This window comes from Streptomyces sp. NBC_00876, from assembly GCF_045207435.1.
In the GTDB taxonomy this organism is placed as follows: domain Bacteria; phylum Actinomycetota; class Actinomycetes; order Streptomycetales; family Streptomycetaceae; genus Streptomyces.
Genome location: NZ_CP108800.1, coordinates 509,396 through 527,075, shown reverse-complemented (window position 1 = coordinate 527,075; position 17,680 = coordinate 509,396). Strand labels below are relative to the sequence as shown.

The following is a 17,680-nucleotide window of genomic DNA, read 5'->3' as shown; positions in this document are numbered from 1 at the left end:
CCGGACCGCGGGTGAGCACCACCGAAGCCCCCGTCGCCCCGGCCACCCTGCGCACGGCGACCGGACGCGAGGCCACCCGGTGGATCGCGGCACACTGCCGCGAGGTGCCCTGGCTGACGGCCGCCACCGTGCTCACCACGGTGGCCGGGGCGGCGCTCCAGGTGCTCCCGGTGCTCCTGCTCGGCCAGGTGGTCGACGGGGTCGTCGAGGGCGAATCGAGTTCGGTCCTGGTCACGATCGGGGCGGTGATGGTCGCCGCCGCGCTCCTGGGCGCGGCGGCGACCGCCGGATCGACGTATCTGATCGGGCGGCTGGGCGCCGGTCTGCTCGCCACGCTGCGGGAGGGAGCCGTCCGTGCGGTGCTGGGGATGCCCAGCGCGCGGATCGAGCAGGTCGGCCGGGGGGACGTGCTCTCCCGGGTGGGCGACGACGTGGCGGTGCTGTCCAGAGGGATCAGGTCCGCCATTCCCACGGTGTTCTCGGCCGGGGTGCTGGTCGCCATCGCCACGGTCGGCATGTTCGGGCTCGACTGGCGGCTCGGCCTGGCGGGCGCCTGCGCGCTGCCCGCCTATGCACTGGCCCTGCGCTGGTACCTTCCCCGTTCCGCGCCGCTCTACCGCAAGCAGCGAGCGGCCCAGGCCGACCGTGCGCAGGCGCTGATCAGTGGTCTGAACGGGATCGACACGGTCCGGGCCTACCGCCTGGAGGGCGCGTTCCGCGAGAAGGTCACGGCCGAGTCGTGGCGGGTGCGCGAACTGGGCATCGAGGTCTTCCGGTTCTTCGGCCGCTTCGTCGGCCGGGAGAACCGCGCCGAGTTCATCGGGCTGGTGCTGATCCTCGTGGTCGGCTACGCCCTGCTCGAGGGGGACGCGGCCACCCTCGGTGAGGTGTCGTCCGCCCCGTTGATGTTCCACCGGCTGTTCACCCCGCTGGGCGCCATCATGTTCACCTTCGACGAGGCGCAGAAGTCGGGCGCGAGCCTGACCCGGCTGGTCGGCGTACTGGGGGAGGACGCGCAGGACCGTCTGGTCGGCGATGCCGGTGTGGCGCGGGCGGACGATGTGCCGTACCGGGTGACGGTGGACGGGCTGACGTTCGGTTACCCCGATGCCGAGGACCCGGTCCTGCTGGATGTCAGCCTGACGATCCCGGCCGGTGGTTCGCTGGCTCTGGTCGGGGCCACGGGTGCGGGCAAGTCGACCCTGGCCGCGCTGATCGCGGGCATCGGGAGACCGCAGGCCGGTTCGGTGCGTATCGGATCGCACGACCTGGCGGGTCTGGACGAGGCCGGTGCGCGGGCCCTGGTGAGCATCCTCACGCAGGAGACGCACATCTTCTCCGGTCCGCTCGCCGACGATCTGCGGCTGGCCGCGCCGGAGGCGACCGACGCCGAACTGATGGACGCGCTGGACACGGTCGGGGCGGGCGCGTGGGTCGAGGCCCTGCCCGAAGGGCTGCACACCCTGGTCGGTGAGGGCGGCGAGCGCCTGGATGTCACCAAGGTGGCCCAGATCGCCCTGGCCCGGCTGGTGCTGGCCCGCTCCCCGGTGGTGGTGCTGGACGAGTCGACCGCGGAGGCGGGCAGCGAGGGCGCCGCCGAACTGGAACGGGCCGTACTGGCCGCGTGCGCCGGCCGGACCACGCTGTTCGTGGCGCACCGGCTGACCCAGGCGATGGCCGCGGACCGGATCGCCGTCATGGACGCGGGGCGCGTGGTGGAGCAGGGGACACACGAGGAACTCGTGGCCCTGGGCGGCCGGTACGCACGACTGTGGCGGGCCTGGCGAGAAGGCAGCCCAGTCTAGTTAGGTAAGCCTTAGTTAGGCTAGGCTAAGTGTCTACCTCGGATGGGAAGCGGAGTCTTCGATGATGGAAACGGGCACCGGCCTCGCACTGCTTTCCGGTGCGGCCCTGGCCGGCCTGCGCCGGCGGACCGGCGACTACAGCGACCGGACCATCGCCCAGGCGTGTGCCATCGGCCTCTCCTACTGGGCGACCGGCCGGAGCCCCGAAGGCATCGGCCTCACCCCCGGCACGCTGTTCGCCGACGTCCTCGGATGGGTCGACAACGGAGGCCGCGCCCCCGGTGGTTGGCAGGCCGGTGCGGACGGCCGCAGTATCACCGTTCCCGAAGGCATCGCCCCGGCCGACGCGCAGCTCGCGCTGGACGACCTCGCCGACTTCCCCGACCGGCCCCTCGGCTCCATCGGCCCCTCCGGCGCCGCCGCGAGGATCGAGGCCCTGGCCGAGTGGAACGACACCGCGGCCGACCGGGTCCGCCCGACCATCGTGGAGATGTTCCTCGAGCAGGCGCGGACCAGGCCCGAAGCCGTCGCGATCGTGGACGAGGAAAGGTCGCTGACCTACCGTCAGGCCGCGGAGCTCTCCGGCCGGCTGGCGCACCATCTGACCGAACGCGGACTCGGCCCCGAGCAGGTCGTCGGCATCTCGCTGGGCCGCTCCGCCGACATGGTCATCGGACTGCTCGGTGTGCTCCGGGCGGGGTGTGCGTTCGTACCGCTCGATCCGCAGTGGCCCGCCTCGCGCCGCGCCGTTGTCGTCGAGGACGCCCGGGTCGTGCTCCAGCTCAACAGCTCGGGCGAGCACGCCCCGGGCGAACCTGACGCGGTGGCCGTCGACCTCGGTGACTGGGCGTTCGACCCCCTCCCCGCCGACGGGGCCGAGGTCGCCGTCCCCGGACCCGCCCTGGCGTACGTGATCTTCACCTCCGGCTCGACCGGACGGCCCAAGGGCGCGATGATCCGTCACGAGGCCATCAGCGAGCGCCTGTTGTGGCAGGTCGACGAGATCCTGGGCTTCGGGCACGACGACGCGTCACTGTTCAAGGCGCCGCTGTCCTTCGACATCTCCATCAACGAGATCTTCCTGCCCCTGGTGTGCGGCGGCCGACTGGTTGTCCTGCGGCCCGGCGGCGAGCGAGACCCGCACCACCTGCTGAGCGTGATAGCCGAGCAGCGCGTCACCTTCACCTACCTGGTGTCGTCCATGCTGGACGTACTCCTGGAGATCGCGGGGGAGTCCGGACAGCTGGACAGCCTGCGGCACGTGTGGTGCGGCGGCGAGGTGCTGACCCCGGAGCTCTACGAACGGTTCCGCACCCGGCTCGACATCCCCATGTACCACGGCTACGGCCCCGCCGAGACGACGATCGGTGTCTCGCACGTCATCTACCGGGGCGCGGCGGAACGCCTGTCGACCTCGATCGGCAGGGCCAACCCCAACACCCAGCTGTACGTACTGGACGACGAACTGCGCCCGGTCCCGGTCGGGGCCGGCGGCGAACTGTACGTGGGCGGGTTCCTCCTGGGGCGCGGATACGTCAACGCGGCCGGCCTGACCGCGTCCCGCTTCGTGGCGAACCCCTTCGCCGCCGACGGATCCCGGCTGTACCGGACCGGCGACCTCGCCCGGTTCGCCCCGGACGGGTCGCTGGACTTCCTCGGCCGGGCCGACAACCAGATCAAGATCCGCGGTATGCGCCTGGAGATCGAGGACGTCGAGGCCGGTCTCGCCGAGCACCCCGGCGTACGGCACAGCTGCGTCGTGGCGAAGAAGAACACGGCGGGCGGCACCTACCTCGTGGGGTACGTGATCCCGGCGGCCGGGAACGAGGACCTGAGCGCGGACGAGGTCAGGGCATGGGCCGTCGAGCACATGGTGGAGTACATGGTGCCCGCCCACACCGTCGTGATGAGGGAGTTCCCGCTCACCGCGAACGGAAAGCTCGACCGGGGCGCGCTGCCGGAGCCCGTGCTCTCGGCCGGCCCGGTCATCGCGCCCACCACCGCGAACGAACACGCCGTCTGCGCCGCGGTCGCCGCGGTCCTGCGCCTGGAGGAAGTCGGCGTCGACCAGGACTTCTTCCGGCTCGGCGGAGACAGCATCCTGGCGATCTCCCTGCTGAGCGCACTGCGTGACGCCGGGCTCTACGTCACGGCACGCCAGATCTTCACCCACAGCGTCCTCGGCGCGCTCGCGGCCGTGGCGAGCCGCGAGGACATGACCGCGGTGGAACACGACGACGTGGCCACCGGCTCCGTCGTGGGATCGCCCATCGTGCAGTGGCTCGGCGAGACCACGGACGCGGTCGACGGCTTCGTGCAGTCGATGGTGCTGAACACCCCGGCCGGCCTGACCGCCGACGCCCTCGACGACATCCTCACCGCCGTGGTCCGGCGGCACGACATGCTGCGCGCCAGGCTGGTGCGCGGCGACCGCTGGGGCTTCGACATCCCCGAGGCGGCCGGCGCCGTCGCCGACTGGCAGGAGAGCGGCCTGCCGCTCGACGCCTGCGTCGCACTGGCCACCGGCGGACTCGACCCGGACAACGGTGTGATGCTGCGCGCCGTCTGGCGCCCCGGGGCACGGCAACTGGTCTTGGTCGTCCACCACGTGGTGGTCGACGGCGTGTCCTGGCGGGTCCTGATGGAGGACCTGGCCACGGCGTGGCAGCAGCTCACCTCCGGAACACCGGTCGAACTGCCCCCGGTGGGCACGTCGTTCCGGCGCTGGACGGAGCTGCTCGGCAGCGCCGCGTTCGAAGCGGACCGCGCCTGGTTCCGGCGCCCGCTGCCCGGACCGGACGGACCGGTGGGCAGGCGCGAGCTGTCCGCGTCCGACACCGTCGCCCGGGAACGGGAGCAGACCCTCTCGGTGGGCCCCGGGATCACCGCCGCCCTGCTGGGCGAGGTCCCCGCGAAGTTCCACGCGGGCGTCAACGACGTACTGCTGACCGCGCTCGCCGTCGCCCTCGCCCGGTGGCGGCGCGACCTCGGGCAGGACCAGACGTTCGCCCACATCGAACTCGAGGGGCACGGCCGCGAGGGACGGTTCGTGGCGGGCACCGCGGGTGTCGAGCCGGAACTGTCGCGGACCGTGGGCTGGTTCACCACCCTGTTCCCGGTCACCGTGGACCCCGGCCCGGCAGCCGACCCCACCTCGCCCGCGTACCTGGCCGCCGCGCTCAAGGCGGTCAAGGAAGACCTCGCGGGCGTGCCGGGCAACGGTGTCTCCTACGGCGCCCTGCGCTACCTGAACGACACCGTGTTCGACGCACCGGCGCCCCAGGTGCTGTTCAACTACCTCGGCCGATTCGACTCGGGCGAATCCGGGGACTGGCAGCCCGCCGGCTCCACGGGGCAGCTGGGCGAGAAGCGCGACCCGAGGATGCGCCTGCCGCGCGCCCTGGAGTTCAACCTCATCGCCGAACCGGCGACGGCCGGCGGGTACGAGCTCGTCACCACCCTCTCCTGGCCCGACGGCATGTTCACCGACGAGGACATCACGAAGGTCGCCACGTACCTGCGCGAAGCCCTGACCGGACTGGCCGCGCTCGACGAGGGCGGCCACTCACCCAGCGACTTCGCCTCCGTGGCGCTCACCCAGGCCGACGTCGACGCGCTGGACGGCCCCGCCCTGCGGGACATCCTGCCGCTGACCCCGTTGCAGGAGGGCCTGTACTTCCACTCGGTCTTCGACGACGACTCGGCGGGCAGCTACGTCGAGCAGCAGTTGCTGACCCTGGACGGCGAGGCGGACGCCGGCCGGCTCGCGGCTGCGGCCACCCGGCTGCTCACCCTGTACCCGAACCTGGCCGCACGGTTCGTGGCCCTCGCCGACGGCCGCGTCGTCTCCGTACTGGAGAGCGGCGTCGAGGCACCCTTCACCACGCTGGAGCGCCCCGGCATCACCGAGACGGAGATCCGCGACCACGCCGAGCAGGACCGGCGCGCCGGATTCGACCTGGCCACCGGACCGCTGATGCGGTACACGCTCATCCGCGGGGGCTCCGGCCGTGACGTGCTGGTGCAGACCGTGCACCACATCATCGCCGACGGCTGGTCGGTGCCACCGATGCTCCGTACGCTGCTGGCCGAGTACCACCGGCCCGGGACCGCGTACCGGATCGGCGGCTTCCCCGACTACGTGCACTGGCTGGCCGGACGCGACGACGACGAGAGCGACCGCGTTTGGCGCGACGAGCTCGCCGGCCTGCCCGGCCCCTCTCTGGTAGCCGAGGGACACACCCCGTCCGACCGGTTCGCCGACACCGCCGTGGAACCCGCGGACGACATCGACGCGGCCGCCCGGACGGCCGGCGTCCCGCTGAGCGTGGCCGTGCACAGCGCCTGGGCGCTGACCCTCGGCGGCATCCTGCACGGCACCGACGTGGTGTTCGGCTCCACGGTCTCCGGCCGCGACGCCGATGTCCCCGGCATCGAGGACATGGTGGGTCTGTTCATCAACACGGTCCCCGTACGCGCCCGGTGGACCGGTACCACCACGGCGGGCGACCTGCTCGCCTCCGTACGGGAACACCGCAGCACGGTGCTCGCGCACCAGCACGTCTCGCTGGCGCGGATCGGCCGGCAGACCGGCGCCGACGCCCGCTTCGACACCCTGGTGGTGTTCGACGTCGCCACCGATGTCGCCGCTCTGCGCGGACCCGGTGACGACCTCGTCGTCACCGGCATCGTGAACGAGGGAGCCCCGCACTACCCGTTGACGCTGGTCGTGGAGCGCGCACTCGACGGCCGGCCGCGCTTCAATCTGATCTACGACGGCGAGCTGCTCCGGGAAGCGAGCGCCGAGGCGATCGTGGGTACCTTCACCCGGATCCTCACCTCCCTGCTCACCAGGCCGGACGCCCTGGTCGCGGAGCTGGCCGCCGAGGACGGCCGGCGTCCCGCTGCCGTCACCCCGACCACGCTGGGCGCACTGTTCGACGCAGCCGCACACCGTGACCCGGCCGCCGTCGCCGTCACCCACTGCGCCCTCGACGGCACCACCAGGTCGATGGCGTACGGCGAACTGGCGGCGGCCAAGGACGAACTGGCCGCCGCCCTGCGAGCGGCCGGTGCCGGACCCGGCCGACGCGTCGCCGTCGCCGTTCCGCGCTCCCCGGAACAGATCGTCGCCCTCATCGCGATCGTCAGCGCTGGCGGCGCCTACGTACCGCTGGACCTGGCCTACCCCGACGAACGCCTGGAGTACATCCTCGCCGACTCCGCTCCGCAGGCCGTTCTCGTCAGCCCCGAGCAGCGGGACCGCTTCACCGGCCTGCTGACCCGGGCGGGCGTGCGGGCCCGGGTGCTCGTGCTCGGGGAAGACATGCCGCAACCGGACGGACCGGCACCGGCCGGCCCCCTGTCCGTCGCCGGCCCGGACGATCCCGCGTACGTGATCTACACCTCCGGATCGACCGGCCGGCCCAAGGGCGTCGTCGTCCCGCACTCCGCCGTGGTGACCCTGCTGGCGAACACCCGGCCCGACATGGAGTTCGGCCCGCACGACGTATGGGTCCAGTTCCACTCGTACTCCTTCGACTTCGCCGTCTGGGAGCTGTGGGGCGCGCTGGTGCACGGCGGTGAACTGCTGGTGCCGGAATACGGGCTGACCCGCTCCCCGGTGGACTTCCACCGGCTGGTCCGCGAGCGCGGCGTGAGCGTCCTCAACCAGACGCCGTCGGCGTTCTACCGGTTCATCGAGGCCGACCGGCACGCCGGTGAACCGGTCACCGCACTGCGCCGGATCATCTTCGGCGGCGAGGCGCTGGATCCCGCGCGGCTGCGCGGCTGGGTCGAGCGGTACGGCACCGGCTCGCCCGAGCTGGTCAACATGTACGGCATCACCGAGACCACCGTCCATGTGACCCACCGGGTGCTCACCGACGAGGACTTCGGTGCCGGCGCCGGCGCCAGCCCGATCGGCGGACCGATACCCGGTCTGGACACCTATCTGCTCGACGACCGGCTCCGGCCGGTGCCGCCGGGCCGGGTGGGCGCCATCTACGTGGCGGGCGACCAGGTTTCGCTCGGCTACCTCGGCAGGCCCGGGCTCACGGCCGGCCGGTTCGTGGCGAACCCGTTCGCGGGAGACGGCTCCCGCATGTACCACACGGGCGACCTCGCCCTGCGTACGCTCGACGGCGAGCTCGAGTTCGCCGGCCGCGCCGACGACCAGGTCCAGCTCAAGGGATTCAGGATCGAGCTCGGTGAGGTGGAGTCCGCGATCAGGGAACTCGACGGCGTCGTCGACGTCGCCGTCACGGCGGCGGACAGCGGCGACCACCTGGTCGCGCACATCGTGGGCGTGGTGCCCGGCGAACTCACCGGCCTCCTGGCCGCGAAGCTGCCCGTGCACATGGTGCCGGGCCAGGTGCGATACACCGACGCCCTGCCGCTGACGGTCAACGGCAAGCTGGACCGCAAGGCCCTGACCGCGTGCGCCACGCAGCCCGTCGTCCCGGGGGCCGCGACCGGCTCCGCGCTCACCGCGCTGACCGGCATCTTCGCCGGGACGCTGCCGGGCTCCGCCGTGGACGAGGACACCGACTTCTTCATGGCCGGCGGGGACAGCATCCTCGCCATCACCGTCGTCAACCGGGCCAGGGCGCTCGGACTGGCGATCGCACCGCGCGACGTCTTCCTGTTCAAGACACCGCGCGCGCTCGCCGAACAGCTTCGGACGCGTACCCCGACGGCTGCGGCACCCGTACCCGTCCACCGCGAGGACGGCCCGCTGACACCGACGCCGATCATCCTGCGCCGGCGTGAACTGGGCGGATCACTCGCCCGGTTCGCCCAGGCCAGGACGCTGGTCGCGGACGAAGGCACCCGATTCGCCGACATCGGGCGCGCCGCCGATGCGGTCGTGGCCGCGCACCCGGTCCTGCGGCTGAAGCTGGACACCGAGCACGGTGTGTGGGCCCTGCGCACCGAACCCCACCGCGAGGTCACCGTCCACCGGCCGGACACGGCCGACGCGAGCGCCGCGGCGAACGAAGCCGCCGGGCGCCTCGACCCCGAGGGCGGGGACGTCATCGCGTTCTCCTGGCTGGAGCGGAGCCGCACCCTCGTCATCACCGCGCACCACCTCGCCGTCGACGCGGTGTCCTGGGCGATCCTGCTCGACGACCTGTCCACCGCTCTGCGCGGAGAGGCCCCGGCACCGCCGACCACGTCCTACGCCGAGTACGCCGAGGCCCTGAGCGCCCGGTCGGCGCGGGCGGCCGGAGGCCTCGGGGACTGGCTCACCACGCTCGCGGCCCCCGCACTGCTGCCCGCCGTCCGGAATCCGCGTGAGACCACCGTCGTGCTCGCGCCCGAGGTGAGCGACCGGGTGACACGCACCGCGCCCGCCGTACTCGGCGTCGGCCTCACCGAGTTGCTGTGCGGCGCGCTGCGCACCGCGCTGACCCGGATCCAGCCGGAACCCACCGATCTCGCGATCGAGCTGGAGCGGCACGGCAGGGTCCCGGTGCTGGAGCACCACGACTACACCCGTACCGTCGGCTGGTTCACCGCCATCGCACCCGTCCGGCTCACGGCGCACACCGACCCCGTCGAGGCCGCACGTGAACTGGCCGAACGCCAGCCGGACGAGGACGGGCACATCGCCTACGGCCGGCTCAGGTACCTCAACCCGCAGACGGCCCCGCTGCTGACCGCCCGCCCGCAGGTGCTCTTCAACTACCTCGGCCGGGGCGGCGAGTCCCAGGCACCGCACATCAACGGCGCCGACGAGGGCGCACCGTACGCCGTCGAGGTCAACGCGTGGACCGACGAGGCCACCGGCAGCCTGCACGCGACGTTCACCCTCGCCGACGGCGTTCCCGACGAGATCGCGGTGCACTGGCGAAGCGCACTGGAGCACATCGCGGAGGCCTCCACGACGGCCGAGCGCACCGCACCGGTCACCCCCCTCCAACGCGGCCTGTACTTCCAGGCACAGCTGGCGGGCACCGCCGGACACTATGTCGCGCAGAGCTACTTCACCTTCGACCGCCGCCTGGACACCGAGGCGCTCGCCGAGGCGATGGCCTACGTGATCGCCCGGCACCCCGCAGTGGGGGCGGGCTTCACCACCGACGACCGCGGCAACCCGGTCCAGGTCCTCGGGGCCGGCCGGCGGGTCGGTGTCCGCACCGTCCATCTGGCGACCGACGCGGAGGCCGACGCCCTGCGCGCCAGGGACCGCGACACCGGATTCGACCCGGGCGAGCCACCGCTGATCAGGCTCACCGTGGTGCGTCTGCCCGGCGACCGCGACGGCCTGCTGCTGAGCTACCACCTGCTGCTGTGGGACGGCTGGTCCCGCGAGATCCTGCTGCGGGACCTGTTCGACGCCTACCGGGCCGTCGTCGCGGGCGAACCACTGGACGCGGCCCCGGCCACACCCGGCTTCGAGGACCACGCCCGGACACTCGCCGCCAGGGACCCCGCCGTACCGGAACGCTTCTGGGCGGAGCACCTGAGCGGTCTCACCGGCCCGACGCTGCTCGCAGGACCGCAGCCTGCCGTCACGGACGAGCTGCCGCACGCCCTCGTGCACACCATGTCCGCCGAACTGTCCGGACTGCTGCGAGAGGCGGCCAGGAAGCACGGCGTCACGCTGAACTCCGTCCTGACCGGCGCGTTCGGCCTCCTGCTGGGCGCGCACACCGGCCGCGGCGACGCGGTGTTCGGCGTGACCGTCTCGGGCCGGGAGGGCGAGGGACTGTCCGGCATCGTCGGAGTGCTGCTCAACACCGTGCCCATGTGGACCCGCGCCCGGCCGGAGCAAACGGTCCGGGAGTACCTGACGGCCGTCCAGACGGCCCGGGTCGAGGCGATGGAGCACGAGCACCTGGGCCTCGGCGAGATCCAGCGGGCCGCCGGACACGACAGCCTCTTCGACAACCTGTTCGTGCTCCAGAACTTCCTGGACATGGACGCGTTCGCCGCGATGAACACCAGGCACGGCATCACCTCGGTGAAGGCCGACGACTCGACCCACTACCCGTTCACCTGGGTCGTCACCCCCGGCGACCGGCTCACGGTCAAACTGGAGCACCGCGACGACGACCCCGGCAGGGCCCGGGGCCTGCTCGAGGACTACCTGCGCGTGCTGGAGGACCTGGCCGGATCGGCCGGCCCGGTCGGCGCACTGCGGGGACCGGGACCGCGGCCGCGGTCCACCGGACGTACGGACGTCACCACGGACACCGTCGTCGACCGGTTCGACCGGGCGGCCGACCGTGATCCGCAGCGGGTCGCCCTCGTCGCCGGCGGCGCGTCCATGACCTTCGCCCAGCTCCGGGACCGCAGCCGCGCGGTGGCGGGAGTCCTGGCCGGGCGCGGCATCGGACCCGAGCGGAACGTGGGCCTCGCGATCCCGCGTTCCCTCGACTCGATCGTGGCCCTGTTCGCCGTGCTGCGCGCCGGCGCCGCCTATGTGCCGCTGGAGCTCGACCACCCGGACGAGCGGATCGCCTCGATCGTCGACGCCGCCCGCCCGGACGTGACCCTCACCGTGAGCGCGGTGTCGCCGCGGCTGACCGGCGACCTGATCGAGCTCGACCGCCCGCTTCCGGCGGCGGAGCCGTATCTCACGTTCGCACCGGACGACCCGGACCGCCTGCGGCACCCCGCGTACACGATCTTCACCTCCGGATCGACCGGGAAGCCCAAGGGTGTGGTGACCGAGTACGCCGGGCTCACCAACATGCTGATCAACCATCAGCGCCGGATCTTCCAGCCGGTGCTGGCGGAGCACGGCAACCGGGTCTTCCGGATCGCGCACACCGTGTCCTTCGCCTTCGACATGTCGTGGGAGGAGCTCCTGTGGCTCGCCGACGGCCACGAGGTGCACATCTGCGACGAGGAACTGCGCCGGGACGCGCCCCGGCTGGTCGAGTACTGCCTGGAGCACGGGATCGACGTCGTCAACGTGACACCGACCTACGCCCAGCAACTGGTGGCCGAGGGACTGCTCGACGACCCGGAACGGCGGCCCGCGCTGGTCCTGCTGGGCGGTGAGGCCGTCACGCCGACGCTGTGGCAGCGGCTCGCCGAGACCGAGGGCACGGCCGGCTACAACCTGTACGGACCCACCGAGTACACCATCAACACCCTGGGCGTCGGCACCTTCGAATGCCAGGACCCGGTGGTGGGCGTCGCGATCGACAACACTGACGTGTACGTGCTGGATCCGTGGCTGCGTCCCGTGCCGGACGGGGTCCCCGGCGAGCTGTACGTGTCGGGCATCGGCATCGCACGCGGCTACCTCGGGCAGTCCGCCCAGACGGCGCACCGGTTCGTCGCCTGCCCGTTCGGCGAACCCGGCGAGCGCATGTACCGCACCGGTGACCTGGTCGTCCGAAGGCCCGACGGAAACCTGATGTATCTGGGCCGCACCGACCAGCAGGTCAAGATCCGGGGCCACCGGGTCGAACTGGGCGAGGTCGAGGCCGCGTTCGCGGCGCACCCGGCGGTGCGGTTCACCGCCGCGGTCGCCCAGCCCGACCCGCAGGTCGACGGATCCCACCGGCTGGCCGCCTACCTGGTGCTGGAGGACTCGGACCTGGCCACGGTCGCCGCCGAGGTGGGCGCCGCGCTCCCGGACTTCCTGCGCCCGACGCACTACGCCGAGGTCGACAGCATCCCGCTGACCGTGAACGGGAAGGCCGACACCAAGGCGTTGCCGGAAGCCAGGCCACTGGGTGTCCTGACCACGGCGGCCGAGCGCGCACCGCGGACGGACACCGAGATCACGGTGTGCGAGTTCTTCGCCGAGGCGCTGGACCTGGACGACGACGAGGTGAGCGCGGTGAGCGACTTCGTGTCCCTCGGCGGGCACTCCATGCTGGCGGTGCGTCTGATCGGCCTGCTCCGCAGGGAGTACGGTCCTGTCATCACCATCCGTGACCTGCTCACCCTGCGAACCCCCGAAGCGATTGCCGGTCACCTCGATGAAGAATCCTGACACCCAGCGGCCCCGCCAGGGGACCGCCATCCTGCGGACCGCGCTGCGCCGCAACGTCGGCGCCATGATCTGGGGCACCGTCCTCATGGGCCTGTACCAGGCCGGCGAGACGGCCTTCCCCATCGCGCTCGGCCTGATCGTCGAGTACACGCTCCAGGACCGGAGCCTCGGTTCGCTGGGTCTTTCGATCGGCGCGCTGGCCGTGATCATCACGACCGTTTCGCTGTCCTGGCGGTTCGGGATGCGCGTCCTGCAGAAGGCCAACACGACGGAGGCGCACCGCTGGCGGGTGCAGGTCGCGGAGTGCGGACTCCAGCCGGTGGGCCGGGACGTCGACCTGAAGTCCGGCGAGGTCCTCACCATCGCCACCGAGGACGCCGACCAGACCGCCGACATCATCGAGGTGGTGCCGCTCCTGATCAGCTCGCTGGTCGCGGTTCTCGTCGCGGCGGTCGCGCTGGGCCTGGCCGACATACGGCTCGGACTGCTGGTGATCGTGGGAACCGTCGTGATCCTGTCGATCCTGAGCGTGATGTCCAAGCGGATCGGCGCCAGTACCCAGGAACAGCAGGCCCGGGTGGCGCGGGCCGGCGCCAAGGTCGCCGACCTCATCACCGGCCTGCGCCCGCTGCACGGCTTCGGCGGCAACCACGCGGCCTTCGCCTCCTACCGGAAGGTCAGCACGGAGGCGAAGCACCAGGCGGTCACCGTCGCCCGGGTGAACGGCGCGTACGCGGGCGCCGCACTCGCCCTCAACGCGGTCCTCGCCGCCGCCGTGACCCTGACGGCCGGCTGGCTCGCCTTCGACGGACAGATCAACATCGGTGAACTCGTCATGGCCGTGGGTCTCGCGCAGTTCATCATGGAACCGCTCAAGATGTTCTCGGAGATGCCGAAGTACGTGATGATGGCGCGCGCCTCGGCCGAGCGCATGGCGCTGGTGCTCGCGGCGCCGCCGGTGACGACGCCGGGACCCGAACGCCCGGCGGCGGGCGGGGACCTGGAGATCGACGGGATCAGGTACGGGGCGCTGCGCGGGCTCAGACTTCGGGTCTCCGCAGGCGAGTTCGTGGCGGTCGCCGCCTACCAGCCGCGCGCGGCGGCCGACTTCGCCGCCGTCCTGGCCGTGAACGTCCCGCCGCACGCCTACGAGGGAGCGGTACGGGTCAGCGGCCGGGAGGTCGCCGGCCTGTCGGTCGAGGCGGTCCGTGAGCACATGCTGGTGAACCCGTACGACGGGGAGATCTTCGCGGGCACGCTGCGTACGAACATCGATCCGTCGGGCACGAGCGGTTCGGTCCCCGAGGCCGTCGAGGCGTCCATGCTGACCGACGTCGTCGCCCTGCACCGCGAAGGCCTCGACCACGGGGTCCGCGACCGCGGCGCGAACCTCTCCGGGGGGCAGCGCCAACGCCTTTCCCTGGCCCGCGCCCTGGCCGCCGACACCGACGTCCTGGTCCTGCACGACCCGACCACGGCCGTCGACGCGGTCACCGAACAGCTCATCGCGCGCAACATCGCGAAGCTGCGCCGGGGCCGCACCACCGTCGTCATCACCAGCAGCCCCGCCGTCCTGGACGCCGCCGACCGGGTCCTGGTCCTGGACGACGGCGTCATCACGGCCGAGGACACCCATCGCAACCTCCTCGCCACCGACGAGGCCTACTGCCTGGCGGTGGCCCGGTGAGCCGCTGGGGCCATTGCGCAGGACCGCGCCGGGCCGGCCGCACGCACGGGCTCAGCCGAGTGCCCAGGCGACATCCCTGAGCAGGGCGTGCCGCCAGCCGGCGCGGTCGTGGCCCGACGCGGACCGTGACACCCGTACGGTCGCGCCGGCCTGTTTTGTCAGGGTTTCGGCCGCTTCGCAGTGGGGCAGCATCCGCGTCTCGTGTTCCCCCACGTCGAACGCGATCCGCAGGCCGGACAGGTCGGGGCCGGTGCGCAGGCGTGCGGCGACCGCACCGCCGGCCGGGCCGCCGAAGGGATCCGCCAGGTCCTCGGCCCCCGGGGCCCACCAGAACGACCCCGACTGGCAGGCGACGCGGGACACCAGCTCCGGGAACTCCAGCGCCGCGTAGAGCGCGCTCAGCCCGCCGAGGCTCTGCCCGGCGACCACCAGCCGGTCCGGGTCGGCGGGCACGCCGGACCGGGCCACCAGCGGCAGCAGTTCGTCGCGGACGCCCTCCCACAGTCCGGGGCTGCACATGAACTCGGCCGCCCTGTCCTTGGCCGGAAGGAAGACGAGCGTGACGGGGGGCATCTCGCCGCCGGCGACGGCCGATTCGAAGGCGTCCACGGCCGGGTGCAGGTAGAGCCAGTCGTCCCCGTCGAGCAGCAGGACCACCGGTCCGCCGCCGCCCACCGGCTGGACGCGTACGGTGCGCCGCCCGCCGAGCAGTTCGCCGGCCCAGCGCAGCCGGGTGCGCGGGAGGGGCGGGACGTCGTCGGCGCCGAGATCGGGCCAGTGCGGCTGGGGCGGGGCGTCGGGGGTCGCCGCGATGGAACGGTCCAGGCCGGCACCGGCCGGGTTGAACGGATCGGCGTACGCCGCGCCGTCCACGAGGAACTGGTAGGTCACGCGCAGCCGTTCGGGCATCGGGACCTCGGCGTACCAGCAGTCCGTGTCGCCCCACCGGCTCAGGGGGAAGGGATCCGACCAGCTCTCGAAGCCGATGCGCGCCGGGGACCCGCGCCACAGGAACAGGGTCACCCAGCCACCGCCGGCGGCAGGTATCGACGCGGGTGTACGCGCCGCCGCCCAGAACGCATCGGTGCCGGGTCTGGCGAGCAGACCGAACGCGGAGAAGGCGTTCTCGGTATCGGCCGGGAGCATCGATGTCTCCTTGTGAGAGGGGAGGGGGAAAGGATAGGCTCGAAGCAATTAGGGGAGCCTAACCTAAGTTTGACGTCGTGTTCCATCCCCGCTCCCTCATCGATCCATCACCTGAACGAGCACTCCGCGCCCCGCGCCGGGAGGCGCCGCCGGTGTGGCGGGCCGATGCACACACTCGACGCGGCCGTCGCAGGCCCGTCGGACCCGAGGAGGTACCGATCCATGAGCACCAACCCGTTCGACGATCCCGAAGGCCGGTTCCTGGTCCTGGTGAACGGTGAGGGCCAGCACTCCCTGTGGCCGTCCTTCGCGCAGGTTCCCGGAGGCTGGACGACCGCCTTCGAGGAGAACACCCGGGAGGCGTGCCTGGACTTCGTCGAGGCCAACTGGACGGATCTGCGGCCCCGGTCCCTCGCGGCGGCCGCGGACGCCTGATCTGCCGCGGACTGTCGCAACCGAGGAAGGAAGACGTTGACCACGGCCACGCCCGTCACCGACCCTGCGCCGGATGCGCTTCCGGGGCCCGCGTCCCGCGTGCGCATCGCCGACGCGCAGGACGTGTCCCAGCCGTTCGTGCGTATCGCCCACGCACAGGATGCCGCTGAACTCGCCGACCTGTCCCGGCCGTTCGTGCGCTCGGGCGCCCTGCGGGAGCGGTCCGTCCCACTGTTTGCCCGCCACGCGCCCGACTTCCTGGTGGCCGTCGCCCCCGGAGGCCGGCTCGAGGGCTGTGCGGGCCTGCGTGTGTACCCGGACGGACCGGCCAAGGGCGGCGGACCCGCGGGCGTTCTGTACAACTTCTGTGTGGCCGGGCACCGGCAGGGGCGCGGAGTGGGTGCCCTGCTGCTGCGTACCGCGCTCACCACGGCGCGTGCCCGGGCGCTCGGCACCCTGTTCACCGCGACGACCGGCGACGGCAGGCTGTTTGGCCGGTACGGGTTCGCCCCCGCGGCCGCGTGCCAGGCGCCCGGATCCTGGGCGCAGTCGCTGGATCCCCGGCGCGACGCGCGGATCCTCGCCAGGGCCGTGTGACCCTCGGCGTCAGGGGCGGGGCACCGCGGTGCCCCGCCCCTGACGCCGGCCGCCCGTCCGTGGTGGGCCGTCGCCGGAGGTCACACGGTGACCGGGTCGCGGTCCGGGCCGGTGCCGCCGGGCATCGCGCCGGCGCCGAGAACCACGGTGGTGCCGGGGGTGTCCTCGCGGGTGACGCCGTGCAGCACCGCGTGCGGCATGCGGCCGTCGAGCACATGCGCGCTGCGCACGCCGCCCCGGACGGCCCGCAGGCAGCCCTCCATCTTCGGCAGCATCCCGCTCGCCAGTCCCGGCAGCATCGCGTCCAGCGCGTCGGCCGTCAGATGCCTGATCACCTCGGTGCTGTGCGGCCAGTCCGCGTACAGCCCCGCCACATCGGTGAGCATCACCAGCTGCTCCGCCTCAAGGGCCACCGCCAGGGCCGACGCCGCGAGATCGGCGTTGACGTTGTAGACCTGGCCGTCCTCACCGCGTGCCACGGGCGAGATCACCGGGATGTGCCCCCGCCCGAGCAGAGTGCGCACCATGTCCGGGTTCACCTGCACGATCTCGCCGACGAGACCGATGTCCACGGGCCGGCCGTCCACCCAGGCCGGGCGTCGCACGGCTGTCATCGTGTGTGCGTCCTCGCCCGTCATCCCCACGGCGAACGGACCATGGGCGTTGATGTGGCCGACCAGCTCCCGCTGGACCCGGCCGGTCAGCACCATGCGCACCACCTCCATGGTCTCGGCCGTGGTCACCCGCAGGCCCGCCTCGAAGCGGGTCTCCAGGCCCAGGCGTTCGAGCATCGCGCTGATCTGCGGCCCGCCCCCGTGCACGACGACCGGGCGCAGACCCGCGTGCCACAGTTCCACGACGTCCTGGGCGAACGCCCGTTGCAGGTCCGCGTCCACCATGGCGCTGCCGCCGAACTTGACGACCACCGTTCCGTGCCGTGGTTCCCCCGGCCCGGGAAGCGGCCCTGTGGACGGACCCGCGTCCGTGCGTTCCGTGACGCCCGGTGTCATCTCGTTCCCCACCCCGCTCGTGAACTGTCAAAGATTAGGT

Annotated in this window: 7 protein-coding genes; 5 read left to right on the top strand and 2 right to left on the bottom strand. The window is 72.4% G+C overall.

Going from position 1 to position 17,680, the window contains the following annotated elements; all coding sequences use genetic code 11:
* Positions 1 to 11 precede the first annotated feature (11 nt).
* The 3 genes from OG782_RS02345 to OG782_RS02335 all read left to right on the top strand — a co-directional run bounded on the left by OG782_RS02345 (position 12) and on the right by OG782_RS02335 (position 14,452).
* On the top strand, positions 12 to 1,805 hold the full coding sequence (locus OG782_RS02345; protein WP_406447705.1) for an ABC transporter ATP-binding protein: 1,794 nt from the start codon (positions 12 to 14) through the stop codon (positions 1,803 to 1,805).
* A gap of 61 nt (positions 1,806 to 1,866) precedes the next feature.
* Complete coding sequence (locus tag OG782_RS02340) at positions 1,867 to 12,765, top strand: amino acid adenylation domain-containing protein (protein WP_406447704.1); 10,899 nt, start codon at positions 1,867 to 1,869, stop codon at positions 12,763 to 12,765.
* On the top strand, positions 12,752 to 14,452 hold the full coding sequence (locus OG782_RS02335) for an ABC transporter ATP-binding protein (protein ID WP_406447703.1): 1,701 nt from the start codon (positions 12,752 to 12,754) through the stop codon (positions 14,450 to 14,452). The genes OG782_RS02340 and OG782_RS02335 overlap by 14 nt, the downstream gene beginning before the upstream one ends.
* Positions 14,453 to 14,503: 51 nt before the next feature.
* Here OG782_RS02335 and OG782_RS02330 read toward each other — a convergent pair whose 3' ends face one another.
* A complete protein-coding gene (locus tag OG782_RS02330; protein WP_406447702.1) occupies positions 14,504 to 15,598 on the bottom strand; it encodes an alpha/beta hydrolase-fold protein in 1,095 nt (364 codons plus the stop codon).
* Positions 15,599 to 15,820: 222 nt separating this feature from the next.
* Here OG782_RS02330 and OG782_RS02325 point away from each other — a divergent pair, with 222 nt between their 5' ends.
* Positions 15,821 to 16,033 (top strand): MbtH family protein, encoded by a 213-nt coding sequence (locus OG782_RS02325; RefSeq protein ID WP_406447701.1) that lies wholly within the window; start codon positions 15,821 to 15,823, stop codon positions 16,031 to 16,033.
* Positions 16,034 to 16,069: 36 nt separating this feature from the next.
* Positions 16,070 to 16,630, top strand: a complete 561-nt coding sequence (locus OG782_RS02320) for a GNAT family N-acetyltransferase (RefSeq protein WP_406447700.1) — start codon at positions 16,070 to 16,072, stop codon at positions 16,628 to 16,630.
* 80 nt (positions 16,631 to 16,710) lie between these two features.
* Here OG782_RS02320 and argB read toward each other — a convergent pair whose 3' ends face one another.
* Positions 16,711 to 17,640 (bottom strand): acetylglutamate kinase, encoded by a 930-nt coding sequence (gene argB, locus OG782_RS02315; protein WP_406447699.1) that lies wholly within the window; start codon positions 17,638 to 17,640, stop codon positions 16,711 to 16,713.
* Between the last annotated feature and the right edge of the window lie 40 nt (positions 17,641 to 17,680).

Bases quoted from the DNA above. Each gene is read 5' to 3' on its own strand.
- OG782_RS02340 (WP_406447704.1), top strand. From the start codon at position 1,867: ATGATGGAAACGGGCACCGGCCTCGCACTGCTTTCCGGTGCGGCCCTG.
- OG782_RS02335 (WP_406447703.1), top strand. From the start codon at position 12,752: ATGAAGAATCCTGACACCCAGCGGCCCCGCCAGGGGACCGCCATCCTG.
- OG782_RS02330 (WP_406447702.1), bottom strand. From the start codon at position 15,598: ATGCTCCCGGCCGATACCGAGAACGCCTTCTCCGCGTTCGGTCTGCTC.
- OG782_RS02325 (WP_406447701.1), top strand. From the start codon at position 15,821: ATGAGCACCAACCCGTTCGACGATCCCGAAGGCCGGTTCCTGGTCCTG.
- argB (WP_406447699.1), bottom strand. From the start codon at position 17,640: ATGACACCGGGCGTCACGGAACGCACGGACGCGGGTCCGTCCACAGGG.